This is a genomic window from Anaerosolibacter sp. (genome assembly GCF_029240175.1).
Classification (GTDB): domain Bacteria; phylum Bacillota; class Clostridia; order Peptostreptococcales; family Thermotaleaceae; genus Anaerosolibacter.
In genome coordinates this window covers 49,483-75,273 of record NZ_JARBTM010000001.1, presented here as the reverse complement: position 1 = coordinate 75,273, position 25,791 = coordinate 49,483, and the positions used below count along the sequence as shown (strand labels likewise).

The window sequence follows — 25,791 nt, the reverse complement described above, 5'->3', positions numbered from 1 at the left end:
GTATATCTACAGATGCTATTATATGTACGATAAACGTGAAAAACAAGATAAATATTCGTATATTTACGAATTTTAAATGGAGAAATAGTTGAAATATATTGTATTTGGAATATGTTCATGTTAAAATGATACTACATTAAATAGCCGCATCCATATAATCCTAATAATATGGTTTAGGAGTTTCTACAGATTGCCGTGAACTTTCTGACTATGGGTGAATTGTTATTGAATACTACAATGATTCTAAATCAAGAATCATCTGTTGATGTAGTCTGTATTTTAATAACGATTGCCCTAGGAGTCTCTTTGCCTAGGGTTTTTTAATTCAATTTATCATGGAAGGGATAGCTTATGATGAAAGAAAAACTTCTCTCAAAAAAGGTTGGTATTATCGGTGGGGGACAACTGGGTAAAATGATGGTAAACGAAGCATCAAAGATGGGGATTTACACCATGGTTCTTGATCCCTGTGAAGATTGTCCAGCTGGCTATCTTGCCAATGATAAAATTATTGCAAGCTTTGATGATAAGACGGCACTAAAAGAATTGGCAAAGCAGGTAGATGTTTTAACCTGTGAATTTGAGCATATATCAACGGAAGCACTAAAGGAACTGGAGTCTGATGGTTTTGTTGTTTATCCGAAGGCAAGCAGTCTTGAAATTATTCAAAATAAGTATCATCAAAAAATGGTGCTCCAAAAGCACAATATTCCTTTAGGTGACTTTGTTCTGGTGAATGACATAAAAAGCATAGAAGCAGCAATCGATGAATTTGGATATCCAGTGATGTTAAAAAGTGCCCTTGGGGGATATGATGGAAAGGGAAACAGCCTTATACGGTCTCAAGAGGACATAGAAAAAGCCTTCGAAGAATTAAAAGGGGATACCAATCCCTTGTATGCTGAGAAGTATATTCCTTTTATCAAGGAAATCTCTGTTCTTTGCTGCAGGGGAATTGACGGTGAGACCGTAGTATATCCAGTGGCAGAGAATATACACAAAGACAGCATCCTGTTTGAGTCTTCAGTGCCTGCGGCAATAGACCAAGAGTGTGAAGAGAAGGCCATGACCATTGCAAAAAATGTCTGTGAGATTTTTGAGACCGTTGGAATGTTTTGTGTAGAGATGTTCTTGACGGAGCAGGGTGAGGTCCTTGTGAATGAGGTTGCACCAAGACCCCATAATTCAGGACATTATACGATAGAAGGATGTATAACATCTCAGTTTGAAAATCATATGAGAGCGATCCTAGGGTTATCGCTAGGAAAAACGGATCTCCTCAGGCCAACGGTGATGAGAAATATATTGGGAGCAGAGGGTTATGAAGGAAAACCCCTTGTTTTGGGAGCATATGAGGTTTTATCCATAGAGGGGGTAAGTCTTCATATATACGGAAAAAAAGAAACAAAAGCCCAAAGAAAAATGGGACACCTAACTGTAGTCGCACAAACATTAGATGAAGCAAAAGAAAGAGCGGAAAAAGCAAGTGCTTGTGTGCGTATTATCTCTGAATAACTTGAAAGAAAAGGGAGGTAGTTCATGAAACCAGTAGTAGGAATAATCATGGGAAGTGATTCAGACTTACCAGTAATGAAAGAGGCAGCTGAAATGCTGCAACAGTTTGAGATTCCATACGAAATGACAATCGTTTCAGCCCACAGAACACCGGAGAGACTATACACTTATGCCAAGGAAGCAAAAGATAGGGGTATAAAAGTGATCATTGCTGGAGCCGGCGGCGCTGCACATTTGCCTGGCATGGTGGCTTCCCTCACATCGCTTCCGATTATAGGTGTACCTGTAAAAACCAGTAGTCTAAATGGAATAGATTCCTTATACTCAATTATACAAATGCCCCCGGGTGTTCCAGTGGCCACAGTTGCAATCAATGGGGCAAAAAACGCGGGGATTTTAGCGGCACAGATCTTAGGTATTACAAATGAAGCTATCTACTATAGGGTAGTGCAATATAAAAAAGATTTAGAGAAGATGGTATTGAGAAAAGCAGAAGAACTTGAAAAAGGTAACATATAATTTGTATAAAAAGACTCGGAGTGATCCGAGCCTTTTTAATGTAGTTAAGAAATAAATATAATCATATCACCAATACGGTCAATTAAATTAAGATATAATTGGCCCCATAGATTATTCTTCCCGCCATATTGTGAACTGGTCTGGACAACTATACGATTATAAGGCATTCGTTTTGAATTACACTTCAAAACGGATGCTTTTGTTCTGCCTTTGAGCTTGTAGAAAATAGATTACTTGCGTGATAAAAGGCTACACGTATATTAGGGCGATTGTATTTGATTCTTTCCAGAAGACTTTGCTTTATACAACAGTTGATCAACGGAGGCTATGAAACTGTGTTGTTGACAAGGTGCTTGACAATAGACTCCATGGGATACACCACCGCTAATGGTAACCTGAATAACATGATCATCGAATTGAAAAGGATGACTCGCAATAATATTTCTTATTCTTTCACAGACTATTCTAGCTTCATCAAGAGGAGTATTGGGAAATATGATAGCAAATTCTTCACCACCATACCTAGCGGCAACGTCAGATTTTCTAATACTCTCTAGAATGAGGGAAGAGGCTTGTTTTAAAATTGTATCCCCAGCCAAATGACCATAAGTATCATTGATCCGTTTAAAATTATCAATATCAAATAGTGCTAGGCTAAATGGTGTTTATTGAATATGTGAACTTTCGACAATATTATTAAAATGGGCATAAAAGCATTTGTGATTATACATATTGGTTAAATAATCCCTATTGGCCATTTCACTCAGCTGTAGATTTTTTTCCTCGAGCTCATTATACATATAGGCCATTTGATTTTGTAATTGACTCATTTCATGAAAAACGGAGGCTAAAATATAGCCTAAAAGATAAAATAAAAAAATATGTATCATATAATCATAGGATAATAACAACTTAGGATTTTCTAAAACAATGATAAATGTATAGCATAGGGTGGCAAAGGTGCTGAATAGAGCAAAGCTACTATCGTGAAAAAGCATGATCTGAAAGACAATGTAGAAATAAAATAGATGGGATATGATGGGGAGATGATCCATCATAATATATACATACTGTGTAAGAAAAATACCATCTAAAAAACCAAGGAATAGGCTTGGATGGAGCTCCTCTTTTATGTTTTGAAAGTAGAACTTTTGTACAAAAAAAATGAGTTTCATTACAATATAAAAGACATAAAGGGCTAAAAAAATGTTTATATTAGTAAGCATGTTTGTTTTTGGGATGGCTAGATTATCGATAAAAAAAAGGATTGCAAGAATACTCATAATCTGAATTCCTAGATAAAACTCATGAACCATTCGCACACGAAAATGAGAAAAAGATGTCATGGAAAAATTTACTCCTTTCTGCTATAATGATAATGATTATTGTTATCATTATATTATCCTTGATTTTATCTGTCAATAAACAGCAGAAGATTAAGCAAAGAATCTATGTGATATTTAATGAAAGGACGGAAATAGTACTTTGAGAAAAGAAGGGTGAAGGCTTAATAAATATGGGTAAATCTCTTAAGCGACAATTGACATGACAACAAATCACTATGTAAATGAGAGGAGAAGAAAATGGAGAATTCTTCTATGGAAATATACCATGATATTTTAGAATGCATGGTGGGCGCATTAGAAGCTAAGGACCAATACACCTGTGGCCATTCTAATAGAGTGGCGGATATGAGTTATCACTTGGCAAAAACGATTGGAATAAATGGAACAGAACTTGAAATGATACATATTGCAGCACACTTGCATGATATAGGAAAAATTGGAATTTCAGATAATATTTTAAATAAGTCAGACAAGCTTACCTCCGATGAATGGGAGCATATTAAGAAGCATCCAGAAATCGGGTATAATATATTGGTTCGATCAAAAAAGTTAGAATATATTGCTCATATTATATTGTTTCATCATGAACGTTGGGATGGTAATGGCTATGGAGTGGGACTAAAAGGGGAAGAGATTCCTTTAGGGTCAAGGATTATTGGTATCTGTGATGCAATAGATGCTATGACCTCAAACAGAGCATACAGAAAAGCCATGCCATGGACTTTGTGTCGAGAAGAAGTTAAAAGGAATAAAGGTTTGCAGTTCGATCCCCGCTTGGTTGACGCCCTTGATTTCTTGTGGCAGCCGTGGGAGAGTCAAAACCGTTAGAAAAAATCTTTATATAAGCCAGCCTAGGAACACGATACTATATTTCTATTTAAACATGTGAATAAAGTGATTCTTTAAAGGGTTTTCACATATCTTTTAAATATGATGCTGTATATTTAAGAGATAGATTTACAAGGGGGCAGGCAGTATGGGTATGACATTGATCCTCTATGGAAGTGCTTTTGTATTGCTGATGGTATCCTATGGCAAGGATAAAAACAAAACAAAAAAAGCAGTGTTGAAAGCATGGAAATCCTTTGAAAATATAATGCCCCAGTTCCTGGGAATCATTTTTATCATTGGGATAACACTGGCTGTACTGCGGCCGGAAGTGATATCAAGTATTTTGGGAGAATCTTCCGGCATATTCGGTGTTTTATTAGCTTCAGTGATAGGAGCAATCACCATGATGCCAACCTTTGTAGCATTCCCCACCGCAGACATGCTATTGAAAAATGGCGCGGGATACGCCCAGGTGGCTGCATTGGTATCCACCCTAACATTAGTTGGGGTAGTCACATTTGCTCTAGAAGCTAAACATATAGGGAAAAAGGCAGCATTTCTTAGAAACTTTATCGCCTTTATCTTTTCTTTTGTGGTGGCAGCGATGATTGGAATGGTATTGGGGGGATGAAGATGAAAAGGGTTTTTAGAAGATATGCCTTTGCTTTAATTGCCTTTCTGAGCACAGTACTCATTACCCTATTCAATAGGGAAATTGGTATGAAAACCTTCATCATAGCAGAGGACTCCCTAAAACAAATGCTAGGGGTACTACCTCCTGTGATGCTGCTATTGGGATTGATGGATGTGTGGGTTCCAAGGGAGACCATGATGAAGTATATGGGAGATGATTCTGGTTTCGTGGGGATTGCCTTCGCCATTTTGATAGGCTCTTTAGCGGCAGGACCCATGTATGCAGCTTTTCCATTTACCCTGGTCCTGCTAAGAAAAGGTGTGAAGTTTAGCAATGTAATCATATTTATGAATGCATGGTGTGTTACCAAAATACCTACCCTTATCTTTGAATTAACAGCATTAGGGTATGAATTTACAATGGTTAGATTACTGATGAATCTACCAGGTATCATTTTAATGGGATATCTGGTAGAGCGGTTTCTTCCTCGAGATGAACGGGATAAACTATACATGGATGCTGAGAAAATACAGCAGCAATCAGGATGATACCAACGGTTATTGGGATTAAATCGTTCTAGATTATGATAATAAGGTGAACTTTCTAAGTTTCGGGATCATTTGGATTTACTTCAGCATGTATTAATAGGAAAATAAGTTAACAGCAAACCCTGCAGTGTGGACAACAAAAAAGTCTACTTTGCAGGGTTTTTCTATATATATAGATATAACAGAAATACGCAATATGAAAAGTTAAAACGCTAAAGTGAAGATATATAGCAGGGGGTAAAGCTATGATTCGCGTAGTAATAGCCGATGATGAATCACGCATATGCAAACTTATCATGAAACTGATCGATTGGGATCAGATCGGTATGCTTGTAGTAGGAACTGCGAGCAATGGAATCGAGGCCCTTGAACTTATTGAAAAAGAGGAGCCAGACATTGTGATAACGGACATAAGAATGCCTGGTTATGATGGGCTAGATATGATAGAAAAAGCGAAAAAAATTAATGATGATTTGGAATTTATTATAATAAGCGGATATGGTGAATTTGAATATGCCAAGAAAGCAATGGCATTTGGTGTTAGAGATTACCTACTTAAGCCTATCAATAAAGATGATTTACTAAATGCACTATTAAGGTTACAGAAGGATGTTATGGAAAAAAAAGAACAGCTTAACTGGGGGAAAGAATTTGAATCAAAGCTTAAAAAAGATATGAATAAGGTTAGGGAAGCTTTTTTAGGCAAACTTATACTGTTTGACGCTGAAATTCATAAAACCTATACCTTGAGAGAGATCAATGAAAATTATCATTTTCATTTTCAGAGGGGAATTTTTTCTATTGCTGCTTTAAAGCTTGATGATATGGGCAAAGAAGGCTTGAATCATTTGAAAAATATAATGGATGAGATCAAGGACATTGTGAAAGCAAAGTTACAAGGCATTATGTATGAGTTGGATGTCATTCAGAGTAAAAGCGATATATATATTGTGATGAATTATGACCACAGCATGAAAAAGAAAATTGAGATAGTTTTCGAGAAAATATTAGAGTATTTAAATCAAAGGATTTTTGGTATTGAGAAGGTTGAAATTACCATGGCATTTGGTGAAGAAGTAGGAACGTTACAGGATATTGCAAAGTCCCTTAAGTCTGCCCAGTTATTAATTGAAGACAGAATATTAAAAGGGACAGGAAGAATTATTAGGGCCGATGGGAAAAGAGCAGATGGCGCCGAGCTAGAAAATATCTTCTATAATGTCTCCACAAAGTTTATAAAAGCTGTGGAAGTATTCGATATGAATGACATAGAAAATGTAATATTAAATTTCAAGAAGGAGATAAGCTTTAGGAGCATCCGAGGCATTGAATTAAAAAACATGATCAGGGAGCTTGCCAATATGTATTACATAACCATGAAGCGCAATAACATAAGGATGGATCACGGGGCTGAAGCCTATCAAAACCTAATGGATTTAGTGAATGATTGTAATTCTACCGAGGGTTTATTTCATGAACTATTAAATCATATAACCTCGTCTATAGCTGCTTTAGATCGGGATAAAAACCATAGCAATCTAAAACATATTAGACAGGCTAGGAAATTTATAGAAGAAAACTATATGAACAATATCACCCTGGAGGATCTAGGGGCACATATCGGATTTAATCCAAGCTACTTCAGCTGTATTTTTAAGAAAGAAACGGACATGTCCTTTATTGAATATCTCTCTAAGGTCCGTATTGAAAAGGCAAAGGATTTGTTAAAGGAATCCGATTTAAGAATACAGGATGTATGCTTGATGGTGGGATACAATGATGTCAAATATTTTACGAAATCATTTATTAAGCATACAGGCTTAAAACCAAATGAGTATAGAAAAGTATTTGCTTAGGAGAATGGGATGAGGGATAAAAAGACGCTTTATTTATTAGATAGAGTTTTTATTGTTCTCATGATGATGATCATCATGCTGTTAATCGCATTTTTACACGTGATGTCCAGTGCCATAAGCACGAGAACATATATTTTTTTGTCTATCTATACGGTTTTCCTAGGGGGAATTTTCTACCTCTCCTATGAATGGATATACAAGCCCTATAAGGAAAGCAACAAAGTATTGAGGCTTTTCCACGAAGGCTATATTTTCAAAGGGGTTTTCCGGTTAAGAGTTCCCTTTAACCATGAGTCTGCACTTGCCTTTCAAAAATTTAAAGAAATCATTGATACCAAAGAACTTATCGAGAGTTCCAAAAAGCATGCTGAATATTTAGCCCTGCAGAATCAGATTAATCCACACTTTCTATATAATACCTTGGAAGGAATCAGGAGTGAGGCTTTAATAGAAGGGGTGGATAGTATTGCCAATATGACGGAGGCCCTTGCTACTTTTTTCAGATATACCATTTCCAATGTAGATAAGCTGGTGAGTCTTGAAGATGAAATAGCGAATGTGGAGAATTATTATAAAATACAAAAATTTAGATTTGAAGAAAAACTAGATTTTCAGGTGGATTTCCAAGGTGATATAGACAAAGAAACATTGAAAGCAAGGATTCCAAAGCTCACTTTACAACCTATTTTTGAAAACGCAATTTTTCATGGGGTAGAGCGAAAGATGGGGAAGGGTATATTGATATTAAAAGTGATTGGAACGGGAAAGCGGTTGATCATTACAATCTCTGATAATGGCGTAGGCATAGAAGAGGAAAGGCTTAGCATATTGAATAAAAAGCTTAGGGGTGCATCCCTTGAACATATGAAGGAAGACAAGCATGAAGGCGGGATCGCTTTACTGAATGTAAGCAATCGGATAAAGTTAATTTTCGGTGATGAGTATGGTCTTTATGTATATAGCAAGCTAGGTGCTGGAACAGATGTGGAGATAACGATACCTTTGATAATGGATTGATATGGGTGAGGATTGAACCATGAGGGAAGAAATTCTAAGAATAGAGAATGTGACAAGAGAGATGGATGGGATTACATATCTAGACAATATAAACTTCCATATTTTTAAAGGAGAAATCATGGGATTAATGCCCCTGAATAACCATGGCAAAAGACAGCTGATAGAACTCATATCCCAAAATGTATCGATTGATTTTGGCAGAATATTTTTTAATGAAAACCTAGTAAATTATTATGAGCACAGCAGCTTGACCAATAACAGCGTATATGCAATTGACAAAGAGACCAAGCTGATAGAAGACCTTAAGGTGATAGACAATATTAATGTTCTCAACCATAATTTCCATGACTTCGTCATAAAGGAAAAGGCGTTAAAGGTTAAAACCGATGAGCTGCTGAAGCAGCTGGAAATAAAAATAAACACATCTGAATATGTTTCGAAACTATCTCTTTTTGAGAAGACGGTGATTGAACTCATCAAAGCCATCATAAATGGTGCAAAATTGATCATACTCAATGAGTTAGCAAGCTTTTTAAGCATGGAAGAGCTCGCAGATTTTCAAAAGCTGATCCTTTTTTATAAGAAAAGAAGCATCTCGTTTCTCTATATAGCAAATCACCATGAAGAGGCCTTTAAGATATGTGACAGAGCTTGCCTGTTGGAAAATGGAAGAATCGTTAAGGTAATCGATAAAAAAGATTTTTCTGATGAAATTTTACTTCCTTATATTATAACTTTCAATAATAGTATAGGCCTAAATGAAGCAGGTAGAAGCACTGGAATATTTGAATTCAGAGGTTTTGTCTCAGAAAATCTTAAAAATATTAGTTTTTCTGTAAAGAGAAGTGAATGCATAACAATACTTGATATCAATAATAAAGGGATCCAAGACATTGTTGAAATACTCATGGAATTTAGTCAGCCTATACAGGGAGAGATCTTCCTTGACCATCGGAAAATTGAACCTATCAATCCTGGCAACCTGTTGCGAAATAAAGTCGTGTTCATACCCGAAAATCCTATAAATAATTCATTATTCCATGGCATGTCCTATCTTGAAAATTTAACCTTTCTTATGGACAGAAAACTGAACAAAAGCGTCATCAATAAAAAGATAATGAAAAGCATAAAGGAACAATATAGATCATTGGCAGGAAATCATGTGGATGCCAGTGATCTTGCAGGACTTAATACGAAATCCTTATATGATCTGATTTATTTTAAAATACATATATTTAGCCCGAAAGTCGTGTTTATCATGCAGCCATTTGCTGATGCAGACATGTATTTAAGAGGCAGGATCATAGAACTCATCCACAAGCTCAAGGAAAAAGGGATTGCAATTGTCATACTGGCTGTGAATATCTCAGATACTTTAGCCGTTTCAGATCGATTATTGGTGATGGAAGATGGTAGATTTTTGGGCAATTATGACAAAAAGACTCTGGAAATACAAAAACGATGAACATCTAATAAATGACCCCCTAAATCAAAAGAATGTCTACCACGTGATTTTTAAAATCATGATAGGATTTTTAATATACAGGAAATTATAGTCAAATAATTTCCTGTATATGGGGTGTGCAGAGGGGATTCCCCTTTGCCGCTTTCAGGAAGGTGCTCAGGCTGTCTCGCAGCCGTCGAAGGAAACCTAGGGTTTCCTAGCGAAAACAAATTGCCGATAGGCAACTTTGTTCAAGATTGTATGGTGGAAGCTTGGTTAGGGGGTTTTTATGGATAAGTATATTGTTGAATTAGAAAACGTTTCCAAGGATTTTCCTGGTGTGAAGGCACTGGATAATGTTTCATTTCAACTGAAATCAGGAGAAGTCCTTGCCCTTCTTGGAGAAAATGGAGCAGGCAAATCTACCCTTATGAAAATATTGTCCGGTGTGTATACCAAAGATAGTGGCACAATGAAAATATTTGGCAAGACCATCGATGATATGGATCCAGTGAAGGCCCAGGAACTAGGTATAGCTATTATTCATCAGGAGTTGAACATGTGTGATCACCTGACGGTGGCCCAAAACATTTTTCTAGGGAGAGAGTTAACGAAGAAGGGTGTTTTAGCAGATAAAGAGATGAATGAAGAGGCTGGGAAAATTCTTAGGGGTTTGAACATCGATATCAACCCTGAGACAATCGTTGGAGATTTATCCGTGTCTAAGCAGCAAATGGTAGAAATTGCTAAAGCCTTATCAACGAAGGCAAAAATTTTGATTATGGATGAGCCTACATCTGCTTTAACATCTAAGGAAATCGATGATTTATTTACCATCATCAAAAGATTGAAAAACGAAGGTCATGGCATCGTATATATATCCCATAGACTTGAAGAACTACAGTATATCGTGGATAGAGTCATGATTTTAAGGGACGGACAATATATAACTTCTATGAACTACAAAGATACGAGCTTGAAGGAAATCATATCGTATATGGTAGGCAGAGAGATTACTGAGAAATTCCCTCGAGTGGAGAGGCGTGTAGGAAAGAAAATACTTGAAGTGAAGAATCTAAATGCAGGGAAAATGGTGAGAGCTATTAATTTTTCCCTTTATGAGGGTGAAATCGTTGGAATGGCCGGGCTAATGGGTGCGGGAAGAACAGAAACCACCAGGGCGTTGTTCGGTGTCGATCCCAAGGAATCTGGAGAAATTTTTGTTGATGGGGGAGAGGTTAAAATCATGAAGCCCATAGATGCAATAAAATCAGGAATTGTACTAGTTCCAGAAGACAGAAAAAAGGATGGATTATGTACGAAGCTAAGCATACGAGATAACATAGCCCTTCCCAATCTGGACATCTTGGCGAACAAACTGGGCATTGTGAATAGAAAAAAAGAGGAAGAAGTGACCATAAGATCTGTTGAGAACCTTGGGATTCGGTTAGCCAACGCCGAAGTAGATGCAGGGAGCCTTTCAGGAGGCAATCAACAAAAGGTTGTTGTGGGTAAATGGCTGATAAGAAATTCTAGGGTGGTCATATTCGATGAACCCACAAGGGGAATCGATGTGGCCTCAAAGGTGGAAATCTATAATCTCATGAATGAATTAAAAAGCCAGGGGATTGGTGTGCTGTTCGTTTCATCGGAAATGCCAGAGATCCTAGGTATCAGTGACAGAATACTTGTCATGGCAGATGGAAGAATCACAAAAGAGCTTGATATCCAAGAAGCCACACAGGACATTATTCTTGAATATGCCACCAAATTTGATAATAAGATGAAAGAAGGCAAAGGGGCTTGAGAAGAGATGGGGGAGATTATCATATGGAAAACATAAATGAGCCAAACAAATTCATGAAGCTCTTTTCCAAAAGAGGAATGGGGCAAGTTGTTACTGTGACCATCGGACTTTTGGTGCTGATTGTGGTGTTTGGCATATTAAATCCTAACTTTTTTTCCAATAGGAATATTTCTAACCTGTTAAGACAGATTGCTCCGATTATATTGATCGGGATTGGCCAGTCCTATGTCCTCATCACAGGAAATATTGATTTGTCCATAGGCTCTGTTGTGGGGATGAGTTGTATGATTTCAGCGACACTCATGACAAAAGGGATGAACCCATGGCTCGCTGTAGGTATTACCTATATAACGGCCCTCATCATAGGCGTATTAAATGGACAGTTGATATCAAAGGCTAAGCTGCCAGCCTTTATCGCAACCCTTGGTACCATGACCATCGCAAGGGGTATCGCACAGATTGTTAACAATAACTACAATACCGATTCCATAGGGGAAGCAGCAGAAGGATTTAGAAATTTCTTTTATTATGGAAAAACCTTTGGACTCTATAACACCATATGGATTGCCCTTGGGATTTGGGTGGTGTTTAATTTCATACTCAGCAAAACGAGAACAGGAAGACATATTTATGCGGTAGGAAGTAATATCCATGCGGCCCACCTTTCCGGGGTAAATATTGCAAGTACAGTCACTAAGACCTATTTGGTAAGTGCAGTATGTTCTGCCACCGTAGGCCTTGTGATTACAGCTACCAGCGGAATGGGGACCATGGATGCAGGAACAACCTATGAACTTTATGCAGTGGCAGCGTCAGTTATAGGCGGAGTCAGTACCCTTGGCGGACAAGGGATTCTCCTGGGAACCATAGTAGGAGCGTCCATTTGGGGTGTATTACAGAACGGCCTTCAATTTGCCGGTGCACCTGTGGCCATCAGAAATATCGTCATAGGCATTATTGTGATCATCTCGGTGCTCCTGGATATTATTGTAAGGGCAAATAAAAACAAGGCAAAAATAAAGGCCCGAGCCAAGGTATAGCCTACAGAAGTTATTAAAGCGAAAGCTTTATAAATAAAAAAATGGGGGGATTGTTGTGAAGAAAAAGATTTTTGCAGTGATTTTAGCTTTAACACTTATTCTTTCAATGGCAGGATGTTCAAGCAATACGGATGTAAGCAGCGGCGGTGGTGAGACTGATAAGTATCAGGTGTATTTGATCACCATGGACCAAATGGATCAGCACTGGGTAACGGTTGATGCAGGCGCAAAAAAGGCTGCAGATGAGCTTGGGAATGTAGACTACAAATGGCTTGCCCCGGATGTGAAAGATGATGCAAAGCAGATCGAAAGTATCAATAATGCCATCGCAGGTGGAGCCGATGCAATTCTTTTAGCAGCCAATGGGCCAACAGCCGTAACATCAGCACTGAAAGAAGCAGAGGCAGCAGGAATTAAGATTGTATACGTAGACTCACCAGCTGATTTTCCAGCAGAACAAACATTGGCGACAGACAATGAAGCCGCTGGTAAAACAGCAGGAGAAGAAATGCTTAAAGCCTTAGGGGGTAAGGGTGTTACATCTGGCAAGATTGGTATTGTCAATGTAAATGCGTCAACCGCATCAACTGTAGCAAGAGAAAAGGGATTTAGAGCAGCCTTTGAAGGCAAAGGTTTTGAGATTCTTGAGACACAGTATGGAGATGGAGATGCAGCAAAATCAAAGGATATAGCAGCCAACTATATTACGGAAGGCGTTGTAGGTATATTTGGAGGAAATGAAGGGTCAACCGTAGGAACAGGAAATGCAATCAAAGAAGCAGGTGGAGAAGTTATAGGTGTAGGCTTTGACAAATCCGATATGATTTTACAGCTTATTAAAGAAGACCATCTTTTAGCCACAATGTCACAAAATCCTGATGTGATGGGATATGAAGGTATGAAGACCGCTGTGAAAGTACTCGAAGGCGGTACTGTTGATAAGGACTATGTGGATACAGGTGTTTCTGTAATCACAAAGGAGTCTCTATAGAAAGATGTTTATTAAGGGGTTACTTAGGTAACCCTTTAAAATCATATCAGCATTCATCGTACTTATAGTGTAAGGGTGATATCATTTGAAAAACAAAATAGATCATATATTAAAAGAATTTATAGAGAAGTATCCCATGATGGATTACCTTGAAAACAACATTAGAGCCTTAATAGATCAAATCGTATATAGAATAAAAAATGGAGGGAAAATCCTTGTTTGTGGAAATGGTGGAAGTGCCGCCGATAGTGAACATATCGTGGGAGAGCTTTTGAAAGAATTTTACATAAAGCGACCAGTGGATGAAAACTTCAAAGAAAGGCTTAAGGCCTGTGGATATGACAAAGACTACGAATATATAACGGGTTGTATTCAAGGGGCAATACCTGCAGTGTCTCTGGTATCACAGACAGGATTTCTAACAGCTTATGGGAATGACGTAAGTTTTGATATGGCTTATGCGCAGCAAGTATATGCCTATGGGGAAAAAAATGATGTCCTTATAGGATTATCCACATCGGGAAATGCCCAAAATGTTTGCTATGCTGCAAAGGTAGCGAAGGCAAAAGATATTTTTGTGGTTTCCCTTACTGGAGAAACCGGGGGAGAGCTTAAAAAACTAAGTGATATTTTGTTAAATGTTCCTGTCCAGGAGACATTTATGGTACAGGAATACCATCTTCCTTTATACCATTTTATTTGTAGAGCTCTCGAATATGAAATCTTTGGAGGAATTTATGATTGTTTTAGGATTTGACATTGGAGGAACGAAATCGGCTGTCATCCTAGCAGAAGTATTCAATGACAGGATTCATTTTCTTGGTAGAAAAGAGATAGAGACTACAACAAACTGGAAGGAAATAATGGATCAGTTAATCCTGGCAGGAATGCATATGCTAGAGATCAGCGGTAAAAAAGATGAGAACTTTAAAATCGGTGTTTCCTGCGGAGGTCCCCTTGACAGCAAGGAGGGCATTATTCAATCACCACCAAACCTCCCAGGGTGGGATCATGTCCCCATTATTGAGTATCTCCATGGTAAATTAGGTGTTAAAGGAAAGCTCCAAAATGATGCTGACGCCTGTGCTTTGGCAGAATGGAAATATGGGGCTGGAAGAGGTCATGAAAATTTAATCTTTCTTACATTTGGTACGGGATTAGGGGCAGGTCTGATTCTTAATGGAGGTTTATATACAGGTGCCTGCAACATGGCTGGAGAAGTGGGACATATATCTTTAGAGATCGATGGGCCAGTAGGCCATGGAAAGCATGGGAGCTTTGAAGGGTTTTGTAGTGGAGGCGGTATTGCCCAAATAGCCAAATTAAAAGCCCATGAATTAGAAGAACAAGGTACAAAAGCATCATTTATGAAGAGTTCAATACACCACATCACAACGAAGGATGTGGCTGAAGCTGCTGAAGCTGGATACGGAGATGCACTGGATGTATTTAGGATTTCAGGAAAGTACTTTGGCAGAGGATTATCCATCCTTATAGATATCTTAAATCCTGAAATCATCATTGTGGGCAGCATATATGCACGGGCAGGAAAGTTCTTAGATGAAGAAATGTACAGAGAGATTGAAAAACAAGCTCTAGAGCGTTCTAGAAAGGCTGTCAAAATCGTTCCGGCACAATTAGGTGAAAGAATCGGAGATTATGGGGCGATAGTCACAGCTATTGTATAAATAAATTGTTTTGGGTTGGGAGTGAAAGCCATGTTCGGTGCCATAGAAGCAGGTGGTACAAAATTTGTTTGTGCAGTGGGAGATGAGAAATTTCAAATAGTAGATAAGACTTCTATTCCTACCACATATCCAGAGGGAACACTGCAAAAAATTTTTAACTTTTTCGATGGGTATAGGAATCTGAAGGCCATGGGAATAGGTTCCTTTGGGCCTATTGGTACAAATAAAAAGTCAGAAACATATGGGTATATTACCTCTACACCGAAAAAAAACTGGAGAAACTTTAATCTTCTAGGTGAGATAAAAAAGCATTACAGCATACCCATTGGATGGACCACCGATGTAAACGCAGCCTGTTTAGGGGAATATCAAGTTGGAAGTGCTTCAGCGAATAATAGCTGCATTTATCTGACGGTGGGTACTGGAATAGGCGGGGGTGCAATACTAGATGGAAAGATTGTAGAAGGGTTCGGGCATACAGAAATGGGTCATATTATCATAAGAAATCATACTGATGATGATTTTGAAGGCGTGTGTCCTTACCATAAAAATTGTCTTGAAGGACTTGCAGCGGGTCCATCTATTGAAAAGCGATATGGTGTAAAAGCACAAAATTTAGGTGCTGATCACAGGATTTGGAGGATCATTGCTTATTATCTAGCCCAAGCCCTGGTGAATTATACACTAATACTAAGACCGGAAAAGATTATCTTGGGGGGCGGCGTGATGGATCAGCCTAGGATGATCGATTTCGTAAGGGAAGAGTTTTCATTGTTATTGGCAAACTATGTTGAAACCCCGGATTTGGTTTCCTACATTGTAACACCTGCCCTAGGAAATAATGCAGGAATTACGGGAGGATTCATATTAGCCCATCGAAGTCTATCGGATATAAATTTTGCAAAGGAATGAAGCTTAACAGGATTTCATTCCTTTGATTTTTTTGGAGAGAGTTATATATCCATGTTTAGCTGTCATATTTTAATACTGTAATCATTATTGTTTATAAAGTATTAAAAGGGGGAGACAGATGGAACTATTGTTTTTAGATGGAGTTTTTCATGAAAAGATCTGGGGCGGAAATAGGGTGAAAACATATTTTGATTATTCTATAGATAGTGAAAATATAGGGGAATGTTGGACGGTAAGCGCCCATCAGAACGGGGATTGTAAGATCGTAAATGGTGAACATAAAGATAAAACTTTAAGCTGGATGTGGGAAAACAAAAGAGAAATTTTCGGAAATCTAGAAGGCGATAGGTTTCCCCTACTTACGAAAATAATTGATGCCAGTGATGATCTCAGTGTTCAGGTACATCCGGATGATTATTATGCCTATGAATATGAAAATGGTGAGTTAGGCAAAACGGAATGCTGGTATATCATTGACTGTGACGACAAAGCAGAATTAATCCTAGGACATCATGCAAAAAGTAAAAGAGAAATGGAAGAAATGATAAATCAAGGTAACTGGGAAGATTTACTCAGAAAAGTCCCAATTAAACCAGGAGACTTCTACTATATTCCTGCAGGTACAATGCATGCAATTGGAAAAGGGACATTACTTTTAGAAATACAACAATCCAGTGATATAACCTATAGAGTATATGATTATGATCGTTTAGAGAATGGTAAACCTAGAGAATTACATATCCACAAAAGTATTGATGTAACCACTGTGCCCCATAGAGATCATGAAATCGTTAGGCATATTCAAGAATTCGAAAATGGATATAAAGAAAACTTAATAGAAGAAAAATATTTTTCTGTATATAGACTGTATGCAGATGGGAAAGTGAACTTTGACCACAATAATAAATTTAAAATAATAAATATTTTGAAAGGTTCAGGCAGTATTGACGGTGTAGATATTAAAAAAGGGGATCATTTTATCATTCCCTCTAATTATGGTCCATTAACCTTCGTAGGAAATTTGGAACTAATCATTTCCCATGTTTAGGAAAAAGCAAATTACTCACAAAATATTTGTATAGGGGCCTTTTATAAAGTTTATGGCCCATATCTTCCATAAAAATCCAACAAAGTAGTTGATCCACGATAATCTACTTTGTTGGATTTTTATGTCTTCAAAGGAAACGAGATAACGATCACAATATCTATTGACAGTAAGTGAAGATGAAACTATAATAGGTAATGTTGATATTGATAATCATTACTATTTATAAATGAGTTTTTGAGGAATGGAGGTTGAATTATGGGGCGTCTTTATACAGAGAGCTTAAGCGTTGGCTATGGAGAACAGTTGATTGTAAAGGGTCTCAGCGTGGAGATTCCAGACAAAAAAATTACAACTATTATTGGTTCCAATGGTTGTGGAAAGTCTACCCTATTAAAAGCAATCACCCGTATTATTTCCCATCAATCTGGCACCGTTATATTGGATGGAAAAAACATTATAAGAGAAAACACGAAGACGCTGGCTAAGAAAATAGCCATTCTTCCACAAACCCCTGAGAGTTTAAGTGAATTAACAGTCAGTGAACTTGTATCCTATGGACGCTTTCCTTATCAAAAAGGATTTGGGCGGTTGACGCAAAAAGACTATGAAGTAATTGATTGGGCACTAGAAGTTACTGGAACAAAAGATTACAAGTATCGGACTATAGATGCCCTGTCAGGAGGTCAACGGCAGCGGGTGTGGATTGCCATGGCCCTTGCCCAAGAGACTGAAATTATCTTTCTTGATGAACCTACAACCTATTTGGATATGGCCCATCAGCTGGAAGTTTTAGAGCTTCTGAAAAAGCTAAACGTTGAACAGGGACGCACGATTGTGATGGTGCTTCATGATCTAAATCAAGCAGCACGGTTTGCAGATTATATTATTGCCCTAAAAAGTGGAACTGTTGTAAAGGCAGGAAACTGTGATGAGGTAATTCGTCAGGATGTGCTGAAAGAAGTATTTCATATTGATGCTGAGATCGGCAGAGACCCGCGAACCAATAAACCAATGTGTATTACCTATAACATTTTAAAAGGAGAATCGAACAATGAAAAAAATATTAATCCCTATCCTTCTAGTGTTTGTGCTAATTATTAGTGCTTGTAGCAATCAAACCACGGGAAAAGAGAAAGTCTCATCAGCGCAGGAAGCTCAACCAGAAACAATTGTATACGAGTCCGAGAATGGACCTATTGAAGTACCAGCTGAGCCAAAGCGTATCGTTGTATTAAGTGCTTTTATTTCTGGTAATGTTATGGCCTTAGATGGCAATATTGTTGGCGTAGACTCATGGTCTAAAATGAATCCGAGATATGAACAATATATAAAAGATGCCGTAGAAGTATCGGAAGAAAGTTTGGAAAAAATTATTGAATTAGAACCAGACTTGATTATTGCGCCATCAACGGCCAATAACATCGATAAACTAAAAGAAATTGCTCCCACTGTCACCTATACATATGGCAAAGTTGATTATTTGACACAATTTCTAGAAGTTGGCAAGCTGATGAACAAAGAAAAAGAAGCCCAGACATGGATTGATGATTTTAAAGGAAGAGCTCAAAAATCTGGAGAAGAGATCAAGGAGAAAATTGGTGCCGATGCAACGATTTCTGTGATCGAAAGCTTCGAAAAACAACTTTATGTATTTGGAGATAATTGGGGACGGGGAACAGAAATTCTTTATCAAGAAATGAAATTGAAAATGCCGGAGAAAGTAAAGGAAATGGCCTTGAAAGATGGTTACTATGCATTATCATCAGAAATTCTGCCGGAGTACGCTGGAGACTATATAATTTTCAGCAAAGATCGAGATGCAGATAATTCATTCCAAGAAACGGATACTTACAAAAATATTCCTGCAGTAAAAAATAATCGGGTGTTCGAGGCAGATTCTAAAGAATTCTATTATAATGATCCAATTACATTAGAGTATCAATTAGATTTCTTTAGAAAAAGTTTACTAGGAAACTAGCAAGGTAGAGGAATTCTTAACCCAAGAGTTCCTCTTTCCTTTGCGTGATAAACCGAAAGTTAGGAGACTGATGATGGAAAAAAGTCGATATTCGATCTCTTTTGTCATTAAATTAATGGCTGCAATTCTTTTATTCGTAGGTATGTTTGTTATGGCCATGGTGCTAGGAGCTGCAGATATATCCGTCAGGGATGTTTGGGCAGCGGTTGTCACTGATGCAGCTGGAGATAAAATCTTGATCATCCGCGAGATCCGCTTGCCTCGCGGCATTGCAGCAGCTTTTGTTGGTGCTGCACTGGCAGTGTCGGGGGCTATTATGCAGGGAATTACAAGAAACCCTATGGCTGACCCAGGGCTGCTGGGACTAACTGCTGGAGCAAATGCAGCATTGGCTATCGCTATGGTGTTCTTTCCTTCAATGAGTTATTTTGGAATCATCATTGCATGTTTTATTGGTTCAGCTGTGGGGGTGCTATTGGTTTTGGGCGTCAATATGGCAAGAAAAGGTGGGTTTACTCCTTACCGCATTGTGATAGCTGGTGCTGCTGTTTCAACATTCCTTTACGCAGTAGCAGAAGGCATTGGTATTTATTATAAAATCTCAAAGGAAGTATCCATGTGGACAGCTGGTGGATTAATTGGTACGACATGGAGTCAGCTTCAAGCAATTGTTCCTATTATTTCTATTGGCATACTGATAGCCGTTTTACTTTCAAAACAGCTTACGATCCTGAGTTTAAGTGAAGAAGTGGCAGTGGGTTTAGGACAAAAAACAACGCAAATAAAAATGATACTTTTCATGGTAATTGTTTTACTTTCCGGGGCTTCTGTTGCTCTTGCTGGAAATATGGTCTTCATAGGCCTACTCATTCCCCACGTGGTTCGAGGAATAATCGGAAGTGATTATCGATTTGTGATACCCATATCCGTTTTTTTAGGAGCTGCTTTCATGATTTTTGCTGATATTCTTGGTCGTACAAGCAACGCACCCTATGAAACACCGGTGGCAGCCATTGTTTCTATGCTGGGATTGCCATTTTTCTTATTCATTGTGGGGAAAGGAGGAAAAATACTCTCATGATCCAACCAGCCTTAATAAAAAAACAGCAATTGATTTTATGTAGTTTATTTGTTCTCATCATTATAACCATTGCTATTGGCATGGGAATGGGTACTGCGTCCCTATCTTACGATAGATTGATTTCAACAATTCTAGGGAATGGTACTATAAAGGAGGAATTTGTTTTATTTTCTATACGTTTACCGCGTATTTTCATCACACTGCTTGCGGGTATGGCTCTTTCGCTATCTGGAGCAATACTCCAAGGGGTTACACGGAATGATTTAGCTGATCCTGGGATGTTAGGGATTAATGCTGGGGCTGGTGTCGCGATTACCATTTTCTTTCTGTTTTTCCCTATTCATTCAGGTGCTTTTGCTATGATACTTCCCCTCGTTGCTTTTGTGGGAGCACTCATCACAGCATGTATCATCTATCTATTTTCCTATCACAGAGGTGAAGGAATTCAACCCGCTAGGATGGTTCTTGTGAGTGTTGGTTGCTCAACGGCACTTTCGGGATTGATGATTGTCCTTATTTCCTCTAGTGAGCGTACGAAAGTAGACTTTATAGCCAAATGGCTATCTGGAAGTATCTGGGGTGCAGATTGGCCGTTTATTTTGGCAATTCTTCCATGGTTAATGATTTTGATTCCGTTTACCTTGTACAAGGCAAATCAATTGAACATACTTGGCTTGAGTGAACCTATGGCTATTGGGGTAGGTATTTCACTTGAAAGAGAGCGTATTCAGCTTCTGTTGACATCCGTTGCCCTTGCGGCATCTGCAGTATCTGTCACAGGAGGGATTTCATTTATTGGCCTAATAGCTCCCCATATGGCCAAAGCAATGATAGGACCAAGAAATCAATTATTTATCCCTATTGCTGTTTTAATAGGCGGATGGTTCCTATTATTTGCAGATACAGTAGGTCGTCATATGGTTGAACCTAATGGGATTCCAGCGGGTATTATGGTGGCGTTAATCGGTGCACCCTATTTTCTATATCTATTAGTGAAGAAATCTTAATAAGTAGAATAAATTTAACCCCATGAAAATAGAATTAGAATAGCTAATAAGTGATAAAAAAGATTATTTATCATTGATTTTAATTCTCAATCTATTGACAATGATGTTTGGAAATGATATTCTTTATCAGTAAGAAGGGGCAATGGGAGCATCCCTGCATCCAGTGGTAGAGTATATTCCATATAATGTAAGTGTTATATTGTTAGAAAATAACAATAAATGATAAAAAGCCATTGTACTGTTAGAATATAGATGATATTATATATAATGATAATTATTATCAAGAGACAAATTAAAACAATAGGCATTAATAAATGTTTACCAAAGACTTCGTAATATAAAGTGACATTTAAACGGAGTGATAAAATGAAAAATAGTGAGTCAATGGAAATGTATTTAGAAACAATCCATATATTAGAGAAAAGTTATGGTCATGCCCATGTTGTTGAGATCGCAAAACGTCTAGGGGTATCAAAGCCAAGTGTATCACAGGCAACGAATTATCTTAAAGGAAAGGGTTTAGTGAATAAAGAAGCCTATGGAACCATTACATTAACAAAAAAGGGTAAAGAGTTCTCAAAGCAAATATTCGCGAATCATCAATTGATATCACTATTTCTCGAACATTCTCTTGAGTTGACTGCAGAGGAAGCCGATAAAAATGCATGTAGAATGGAGCATGTGCTAAGTGATGATATTCTAGAAGCTATGAAAACATACTTATACAAAAACAATGTAAGTATTGATAGGTAGCACAAACTTGGGAGGTGTGTATATGGAGAGTATTATAGGTAATAAATCTATGGCTAGAACTTTAAACAAAACAGAAAGATTGGATAGTCTACTGATGAATTTAGCACAAGGAAGGATTAATACAGAATATATTATTAAGGACATTAAGACAAATGATGAAGAGCTTAAGAACTTCTTATTTACATTGGGTTGTTATGAAGGAGAATCAATAACTGTGATATCTATTCTTGCAGAGAATTATGTTATTACAGTAAAGGATGCAAGATACAGTATTGATAAAGATTTGGCTGAAGCTATTATCATATAGCTTTTTATTGGGTAAAAAGTTAACCGAGGTTAACTTTACATAAAAATAATATATTTTCAAGAGAGTTTTTATTCTTGAAAAGTTAGGTAAACCTAACAATCATAAAAAGGAGGTCAATATCCATGAATATGGAGGGGCACATGAAAGTAGCGCTAACGGGAAACCCCAATAGTGGAAAAACAACGTTATTTAATGCAATAACAGGAAGCGTTGAACAAGTAGGTAACTGGGCAGGCGTAACCATTGAGAAAAAAGAAGGTGAGATTAAGAAAAGCCTTAATAAGACAAATGTACAAGTTACAGCTGTAGATCTTCCAGGGGCATATTCAATGTCTCCGTTCACTTCTGAGGAAAGCATTACAAGTGCTTTCGTTAAAAATGAAAATCCGGACGTTATTATTAATATCGTTGATGCAACGAATTTAAGTAGAAGCTTATTCTTTACGACGCAGCTTCTTGAAATAGGAATACCAGTTGTTGTTGCACTAAATAAGAGCGACTTAACCATGAAGAAAAAGACAACGATAGATGTGGACGGGTTATCTAAACTATTGGGTTGTCCTGTCATTGAAACAGTGTCAACAAAAGGGAGTGACAATGGTTTAGAAAAGCTTATTTCTACAGTAGTAGGGGTGAAGGGTAAGACGCAAACGGCACCATTTGATAGTAAAGGTGTAAATATGTCAGATAAAAGCTCCGTTGAAGCTTCAGACAAAAAACGATATGCGTTTGTCAAAGGAATTGTTGCAAAGGTAGAGAATAGACAGGTAAATAGTAGTAGTCAAACGAAGCAGGATGCTGCTGACAGAATTTTAGCCCATAAATGGCTGGGTATCCCTATTTTTGCAGTGGTTATGTGGGCGGTTTTCTCAATTTCACAAACCCATTTAGGACCATTTTTAGCAGATACTTTTGTTGGCTGGATTGATTCATTCTATGCTTGGGTAGAAGGATCCCTTGGTGAAGGTGTATCACCTGTACTTTCTTCAATTTTATTGGATGGTATTATCGGAGGCGTTGGAGCCGTTGTTGGTTTCCTACCATTGATTATGGTATTATTTTTCTTATTGGCATTGCTTGAAGACTGTGGGTATATGGCTCGCGTTGCAGTGGTGATGGATCGCTTCTTCAAGCGAGTGGGCTTATCAGGTAAATCAATCATCCCTATGATTATTGGTACAGGTTGTGCTATTCCAGGGGTTATGGCAACGAGAACCATTAAGAACGAAAGGCAAAGAAGAACAACTGCAATGTTAACACCTTTTATGCCCTGTGGCGCCAAGCTGCCTGTTATCGCATTATTTGCTGGCGTGTTCTTTGATGATGCAGCATGGGTAGGAACGACTATGTACTTCCTTGGTATTGCAATTATCATTGCAGGAGCCCTAATCGTAGTAAGAATAACCGGTGAGAAACATGCAAGATCATTCTTCATCATGGAGTTACCAGAATATAGATTTCCAAGTATCAAAAGAGCCACTATATCTATGCTTTCAAGAGGTAAAGCATTTATTATTAAGGCTGGTACAATCATACTTCTTTGTAACGCGGCAGTACAAATCATGCAAACATTCAACTGGCAATTCCAAGTGGTTGCTGAAGGTGCAGAAAATACAAGTATTTTAGCAAGTATCGCATCACCATTTGCAATTTTATTGGTACCATTAGGTTTTGGTGTATGGCAATTGGCAGCCGCTGCAATTACAGGTTTCATAGCAAAAGAGAATGTAGTTGGAACATTAGCTGTAGTATATAGTATTTCAAACTTTATTGATACAGAGGAATTAGCTCTTGTTTCAGGTGGCTCAGATGTTGCTCAAATAATGGGCTTAACCTCAGTAGCGGCATTGGCATACTTGATGTTTAACTTGTTCACACCACCTTGTTTCGCCGCTATTGGTGCCATGAACTCAGAGATGGAAGATAAGAAGTGGCTGTGGAGTGGTATAGGGTTCCAATTTGGTATGGGCTACGTTGTGGCATTTATTACTTATCAGGTAGGAACATTGATCACAACAGGTGCAGTGGGCACTGGATTCATACCAGGGTTAGTTGTTGTAGCTGCATTAATTGGTATTGTTGTATATCTTGTGAGAAAAGGTAATAAAAGAGCGCAAGAAAAGCTTGCTGTAAGCATATAGGAGGGAATTATGTCAAATATAATTGTAATCCTAGTTATATTAGCAATAGTAGGAGCTGCTATCGCAAAGATTGTTATTGAAAAGAAAAAAGGAGCCAAATGTATTGGCTGTCCTTCTGGTGGAACAAGTAAAAGCAATTGTGGCTGTAACACTCATAAGTAGTAGACAATTGAAAACAAGTGATAAAAAATCCGAGTAGAAATTAATCGGATTTTTTCCTTCTTCATTATATTCTCAATTATTGAAGAAAGTGCTTATTTAGAAATACAATTTTATTTTCATTGGTAAAGAAGAAACTATAAGAGGGCGGCTATATGAAAGAACTTAATTTTGATCAGAAATTAACCAGAAATGTTGAATTAGTGCTGCAAGTATTTCAGGCGAAACCATTTGAAATCTTTGATGTAATCATGCTGCTTGAGGACATTAACAAAGATGCCCCGATGATGAGTCAAAGAACTGCGTATAGAGCGGTTGAAAGATTAATGGCAATCGGAAGGATAACATGTAATGATGTAGTAAAGGGTACGAGAAAATATAAATTAGCAGAAGGTAATTATTGTACTTTGGTATGTGGAAAGTGTGGAAGAAAAGAGCAGTTAGAAATCAATAAAGAAATTACACTTTATCAAAAGATTTACAAGGATTACGGTTTTGCCATAAGAAGTGCTACAGTAAAAATTTATGGCAAATGCAGCCATGCATGTTGAACAGAATAAAATTAAGCAAATAAAACACATCTAATGATAGAGTGTTTTATTTCTTTTTGCTCGGTATCTTCACGATCAAATGTATATTGGCAAGAGGAGATATTTATGGTAATATTAGTTTGAAATTCAAAATATATTAATATCAAATATTATTAATATCAAAAGGAGTTGCTGGTCAATATGAAATCAACTGATGAAATTACAAAAGAGTTAACAGATGAATTGCTATATTTCTTTAACGGGTTTTCATCGTGGGAAAGCTCTGTAATCAAGAGTAGTGAATTAACTGTTTCTGAAGCCCATGCAATTGAAGTTTTAGGACAGTATGGGAAAATGAATATGAAAGAGTTAGCCCAAAAACTAGGGGTAACAACGGGAACAACCACTGTTACAGTAGATAGGTTAGAAAAAAAGAAATATGCCCAAAGGGAATCTACAAAGGAAGATCGACGGGTAATTTTGATTCGTTTAACTGAAAAGGGAATTGAAGCAGCTGAAGAACATCATAAATATCATATTGATTTAACAGAGCAAATGATGTCCTCTCTTTCAGCAGATGAAATAGAACAGCTATATAATATTCTAAAAAAAATAAACAAAGATACCTTCTAAAATATT

At 37.6% G+C, this 25,791-nt stretch carries 25 protein-coding genes, 1 pseudogene and 1 riboswitch; of the genes and pseudogenes, 25 read left to right on the top strand and 1 reads right to left on the bottom strand.

What is annotated here, in order from left to right:
- Positions 1-130 precede the first annotated feature (130 nt).
- Positions 131-231: riboswitch (purine riboswitch) on the top strand.
- Between the two features lie 120 nt (positions 232-351).
- Together K0R93_RS00355 and purE are read left to right on the top strand one after the other, a co-directional pair.
- Positions 352-1,515 carry a 5-(carboxyamino)imidazole ribonucleotide synthase gene (locus K0R93_RS00355; RefSeq protein ID WP_300295829.1) on the top strand — a complete coding sequence of 388 codons (1,164 nt, stop codon included), beginning with the start codon at positions 352-354 and terminating at the stop codon, positions 1,513-1,515.
- Positions 1,516-1,539: 24 nt separating this feature from the next.
- Complete coding sequence (gene purE, locus K0R93_RS00350) at positions 1,540-2,034, top strand: 5-(carboxyamino)imidazole ribonucleotide mutase (protein WP_300295826.1); 495 nt, start codon at positions 1,540-1,542, stop codon at positions 2,032-2,034.
- 260 nt (positions 2,035-2,294) lie between these two features.
- On the opposite strand, the pseudogene K0R93_RS19235 reads toward purE, so the two are convergent.
- Positions 2,295-2,684, bottom strand: a pseudogene (locus K0R93_RS19235) (GGDEF domain-containing protein); the annotation flags it as partial.
- 948 nt (positions 2,685-3,632) lie between these two features.
- Here K0R93_RS19235 and K0R93_RS00345 point away from each other — a divergent pair.
- The 23 genes from K0R93_RS00345 to K0R93_RS00235 all read left to right on the top strand — a co-directional run bounded on the left by K0R93_RS00345 (position 3,633) and on the right by K0R93_RS00235 (position 25,785).
- Complete coding sequence (locus K0R93_RS00345) at positions 3,633-4,208, top strand: HD-GYP domain-containing protein (protein ID WP_300295823.1); 576 nt, start codon at positions 3,633-3,635, stop codon at positions 4,206-4,208.
- 148 nt (positions 4,209-4,356) lie between these two features.
- A complete protein-coding gene (locus tag K0R93_RS00340; protein ID WP_330684949.1) occupies positions 4,357-4,842 on the top strand; it encodes a hypothetical protein in 486 nt (161 codons plus the stop codon).
- A 2-nt stretch (positions 4,843-4,844) separates the two neighbouring features.
- On the top strand, positions 4,845-5,393 hold the full coding sequence (locus K0R93_RS00335) for a permease (RefSeq protein ID WP_300295820.1): 549 nt from the start codon (positions 4,845-4,847) through the stop codon (positions 5,391-5,393).
- A 245-nt stretch (positions 5,394-5,638) separates the two neighbouring features.
- The gene (locus tag K0R93_RS00330; RefSeq protein WP_300295817.1) at positions 5,639-7,249 is read left to right on the top strand and encodes a response regulator transcription factor; all 1,611 of its coding nucleotides are present in this window, start codon (positions 5,639-5,641) and stop codon (positions 7,247-7,249) included.
- A gap of 9 nt (positions 7,250-7,258) precedes the next feature.
- Positions 7,259-8,266 (top strand): sensor histidine kinase, encoded by a 1,008-nt coding sequence (locus tag K0R93_RS00325; RefSeq protein ID WP_300295815.1) that lies wholly within the window; start codon positions 7,259-7,261, stop codon positions 8,264-8,266.
- A 19-nt stretch (positions 8,267-8,285) separates the two neighbouring features.
- Positions 8,286-9,731 carry an ATP-binding cassette domain-containing protein gene (locus K0R93_RS00320; protein WP_300295812.1) on the top strand — a complete coding sequence of 482 codons (1,446 nt, stop codon included), beginning with the start codon at positions 8,286-8,288 and terminating at the stop codon, positions 9,729-9,731.
- Positions 9,732-9,999: 268 nt separating this feature from the next.
- Positions 10,000-11,517 (top strand): sugar ABC transporter ATP-binding protein, encoded by a 1,518-nt coding sequence (locus K0R93_RS00315; protein WP_300295810.1) that lies wholly within the window; start codon positions 10,000-10,002, stop codon positions 11,515-11,517.
- Between the two features lie 23 nt (positions 11,518-11,540).
- On the top strand, positions 11,541-12,557 hold the full coding sequence (locus tag K0R93_RS00310) for an ABC transporter permease (RefSeq protein WP_300295807.1): 1,017 nt from the start codon (positions 11,541-11,543) through the stop codon (positions 12,555-12,557).
- Positions 12,558-12,612: 55 nt separating this feature from the next.
- A complete protein-coding gene (locus K0R93_RS00305) occupies positions 12,613-13,548 on the top strand; it encodes an ABC transporter substrate-binding protein (RefSeq protein ID WP_300295804.1) in 936 nt (311 codons plus the stop codon).
- An 85-nt stretch (positions 13,549-13,633) separates the two neighbouring features.
- On the top strand, positions 13,634-14,305 hold the full coding sequence (locus tag K0R93_RS00300; protein WP_300295801.1) for a D-sedoheptulose-7-phosphate isomerase: 672 nt from the start codon (positions 13,634-13,636) through the stop codon (positions 14,303-14,305).
- Positions 14,286-15,236, top strand: a complete 951-nt coding sequence (locus K0R93_RS00295; protein ID WP_300295798.1) for an ROK family protein — start codon at positions 14,286-14,288, stop codon at positions 15,234-15,236. The genes K0R93_RS00300 and K0R93_RS00295 overlap by 20 nt, the downstream gene beginning before the upstream one ends.
- 30 nt (positions 15,237-15,266) lie before the next feature.
- Positions 15,267-16,148, top strand: a complete 882-nt coding sequence (locus K0R93_RS00290) for an ROK family protein (RefSeq protein WP_300295795.1) — start codon at positions 15,267-15,269, stop codon at positions 16,146-16,148.
- A gap of 118 nt (positions 16,149-16,266) precedes the next feature.
- On the top strand, positions 16,267-17,196 hold the full coding sequence (manA, locus tag K0R93_RS00285) for a mannose-6-phosphate isomerase, class I (protein ID WP_300295792.1): 930 nt from the start codon (positions 16,267-16,269) through the stop codon (positions 17,194-17,196).
- A gap of 255 nt (positions 17,197-17,451) precedes the next feature.
- Positions 17,452-18,297, top strand: a complete 846-nt coding sequence (locus K0R93_RS00280; protein WP_300295789.1) for an ABC transporter ATP-binding protein — start codon at positions 17,452-17,454, stop codon at positions 18,295-18,297.
- Positions 18,248-19,174: an iron-hydroxamate ABC transporter substrate-binding protein gene (locus K0R93_RS00275; RefSeq protein ID WP_300295786.1), complete on the top strand. Its 927-nt coding sequence runs from the start codon at positions 18,248-18,250 to the stop codon at positions 19,172-19,174. Before K0R93_RS00280 ends, K0R93_RS00275 begins: the two co-directional genes overlap by 50 nt.
- A gap of 73 nt (positions 19,175-19,247) precedes the next feature.
- Complete coding sequence (locus K0R93_RS00270; RefSeq protein WP_300295783.1) at positions 19,248-20,255, top strand: FecCD family ABC transporter permease; 1,008 nt, start codon at positions 19,248-19,250, stop codon at positions 20,253-20,255.
- The gene (locus K0R93_RS00265) at positions 20,252-21,262 is read left to right on the top strand and encodes a FecCD family ABC transporter permease (RefSeq protein WP_300295780.1); all 1,011 of its coding nucleotides are present in this window, start codon (positions 20,252-20,254) and stop codon (positions 21,260-21,262) included. The genes K0R93_RS00270 and K0R93_RS00265 overlap by 4 nt, the downstream gene beginning before the upstream one ends.
- A 366-nt stretch (positions 21,263-21,628) precedes the next feature.
- Positions 21,629-22,015 carry a metal-dependent transcriptional regulator gene (locus tag K0R93_RS00260; protein ID WP_300295777.1) on the top strand — a complete coding sequence of 129 codons (387 nt, stop codon included), beginning with the start codon at positions 21,629-21,631 and terminating at the stop codon, positions 22,013-22,015.
- A gap of 22 nt (positions 22,016-22,037) precedes the next feature.
- Complete coding sequence (locus K0R93_RS00255) at positions 22,038-22,322, top strand: FeoA family protein (protein ID WP_330684946.1); 285 nt, start codon at positions 22,038-22,040, stop codon at positions 22,320-22,322.
- Positions 22,323-22,444: 122 nt separating this feature from the next.
- Entirely contained in the window at positions 22,445-24,463 is a 2,019-nt protein-coding gene (gene feoB / locus K0R93_RS00250) for a ferrous iron transport protein B (protein ID WP_330684945.1), read from the top strand.
- A gap of 9 nt (positions 24,464-24,472) precedes the next feature.
- Positions 24,473-24,625: a FeoB-associated Cys-rich membrane protein gene (locus tag K0R93_RS00245; protein WP_300295774.1), complete on the top strand. Its 153-nt coding sequence runs from the start codon at positions 24,473-24,475 to the stop codon at positions 24,623-24,625.
- A 152-nt stretch (positions 24,626-24,777) separates the two neighbouring features.
- Entirely contained in the window at positions 24,778-25,173 is a 396-nt protein-coding gene (locus K0R93_RS00240) for a transcriptional repressor (RefSeq protein WP_300295770.1), read from the top strand.
- A 180-nt stretch (positions 25,174-25,353) separates the two neighbouring features.
- Positions 25,354-25,785 (top strand): MarR family winged helix-turn-helix transcriptional regulator, encoded by a 432-nt coding sequence (locus tag K0R93_RS00235; protein WP_300295767.1) that lies wholly within the window; start codon positions 25,354-25,356, stop codon positions 25,783-25,785.
- Positions 25,786-25,791: the final 6 nt, after the last annotated feature.

Excerpts from the sequence above, each read along its gene's own strand:
- purE (WP_300295826.1), top strand. The coding sequence starts at position 1,540 with ATGAAACCAGTAGTAGGAATAATCATGGGAAGTGATTCAGACTTACCA.
- K0R93_RS00245 (WP_300295774.1), top strand. The coding sequence starts at position 24,473 with ATGTCAAATATAATTGTAATCCTAGTTATATTAGCAATAGTAGGAGCT.
- K0R93_RS00320 (WP_300295812.1), top strand. The coding sequence starts at position 8,286 with ATGAGGGAAGAAATTCTAAGAATAGAGAATGTGACAAGAGAGATGGAT.
- K0R93_RS00265 (WP_300295780.1), top strand. The coding sequence starts at position 20,252 with ATGATCCAACCAGCCTTAATAAAAAAACAGCAATTGATTTTATGTAGT.
- K0R93_RS00275 (WP_300295786.1), top strand. The coding sequence starts at position 18,248 with ATGAAAAAAATATTAATCCCTATCCTTCTAGTGTTTGTGCTAATTATT.
- K0R93_RS00325 (WP_300295815.1), top strand. The coding sequence starts at position 7,259 with ATGAGGGATAAAAAGACGCTTTATTTATTAGATAGAGTTTTTATTGTT.
- K0R93_RS00255 (WP_330684946.1), top strand. The coding sequence starts at position 22,038 with ATGGAGAGTATTATAGGTAATAAATCTATGGCTAGAACTTTAAACAAA.
- K0R93_RS00290 (WP_300295795.1), top strand. The coding sequence starts at position 15,267 with ATGTTCGGTGCCATAGAAGCAGGTGGTACAAAATTTGTTTGTGCAGTG.
- K0R93_RS00345 (WP_300295823.1), top strand. The coding sequence starts at position 3,633 with ATGGAAATATACCATGATATTTTAGAATGCATGGTGGGCGCATTAGAA.
- K0R93_RS00340 (WP_330684949.1), top strand. The coding sequence starts at position 4,357 with ATGGGTATGACATTGATCCTCTATGGAAGTGCTTTTGTATTGCTGATG.
- feoB (WP_330684945.1), top strand. The coding sequence starts at position 22,445 with ATGAATATGGAGGGGCACATGAAAGTAGCGCTAACGGGAAACCCCAAT.
- K0R93_RS00235 (WP_300295767.1), top strand. The coding sequence starts at position 25,354 with ATGAAATCAACTGATGAAATTACAAAAGAGTTAACAGATGAATTGCTA.
- K0R93_RS00295 (WP_300295798.1), top strand. The coding sequence starts at position 14,286 with ATGATTGTTTTAGGATTTGACATTGGAGGAACGAAATCGGCTGTCATC.
- manA (WP_300295792.1), top strand. The coding sequence starts at position 16,267 with ATGGAACTATTGTTTTTAGATGGAGTTTTTCATGAAAAGATCTGGGGC.
- K0R93_RS00240 (WP_300295770.1), top strand. The coding sequence starts at position 24,778 with ATGAAAGAACTTAATTTTGATCAGAAATTAACCAGAAATGTTGAATTA.
- K0R93_RS00335 (WP_300295820.1), top strand. The coding sequence starts at position 4,845 with ATGAAAAGGGTTTTTAGAAGATATGCCTTTGCTTTAATTGCCTTTCTG.
- K0R93_RS00260 (WP_300295777.1), top strand. The coding sequence starts at position 21,629 with ATGAAAAATAGTGAGTCAATGGAAATGTATTTAGAAACAATCCATATA.
- K0R93_RS00330 (WP_300295817.1), top strand. The coding sequence starts at position 5,639 with ATGATTCGCGTAGTAATAGCCGATGATGAATCACGCATATGCAAACTT.
- K0R93_RS00280 (WP_300295789.1), top strand. The coding sequence starts at position 17,452 with ATGGGGCGTCTTTATACAGAGAGCTTAAGCGTTGGCTATGGAGAACAG.
- K0R93_RS00315 (WP_300295810.1), top strand. The coding sequence starts at position 10,000 with ATGGATAAGTATATTGTTGAATTAGAAAACGTTTCCAAGGATTTTCCT.
- K0R93_RS00355 (WP_300295829.1), top strand. The coding sequence starts at position 352 with ATGATGAAAGAAAAACTTCTCTCAAAAAAGGTTGGTATTATCGGTGGG.
- K0R93_RS00270 (WP_300295783.1), top strand. The coding sequence starts at position 19,248 with ATGGAAAAAAGTCGATATTCGATCTCTTTTGTCATTAAATTAATGGCT.
- K0R93_RS00310 (WP_300295807.1), top strand. The coding sequence starts at position 11,541 with ATGGAAAACATAAATGAGCCAAACAAATTCATGAAGCTCTTTTCCAAA.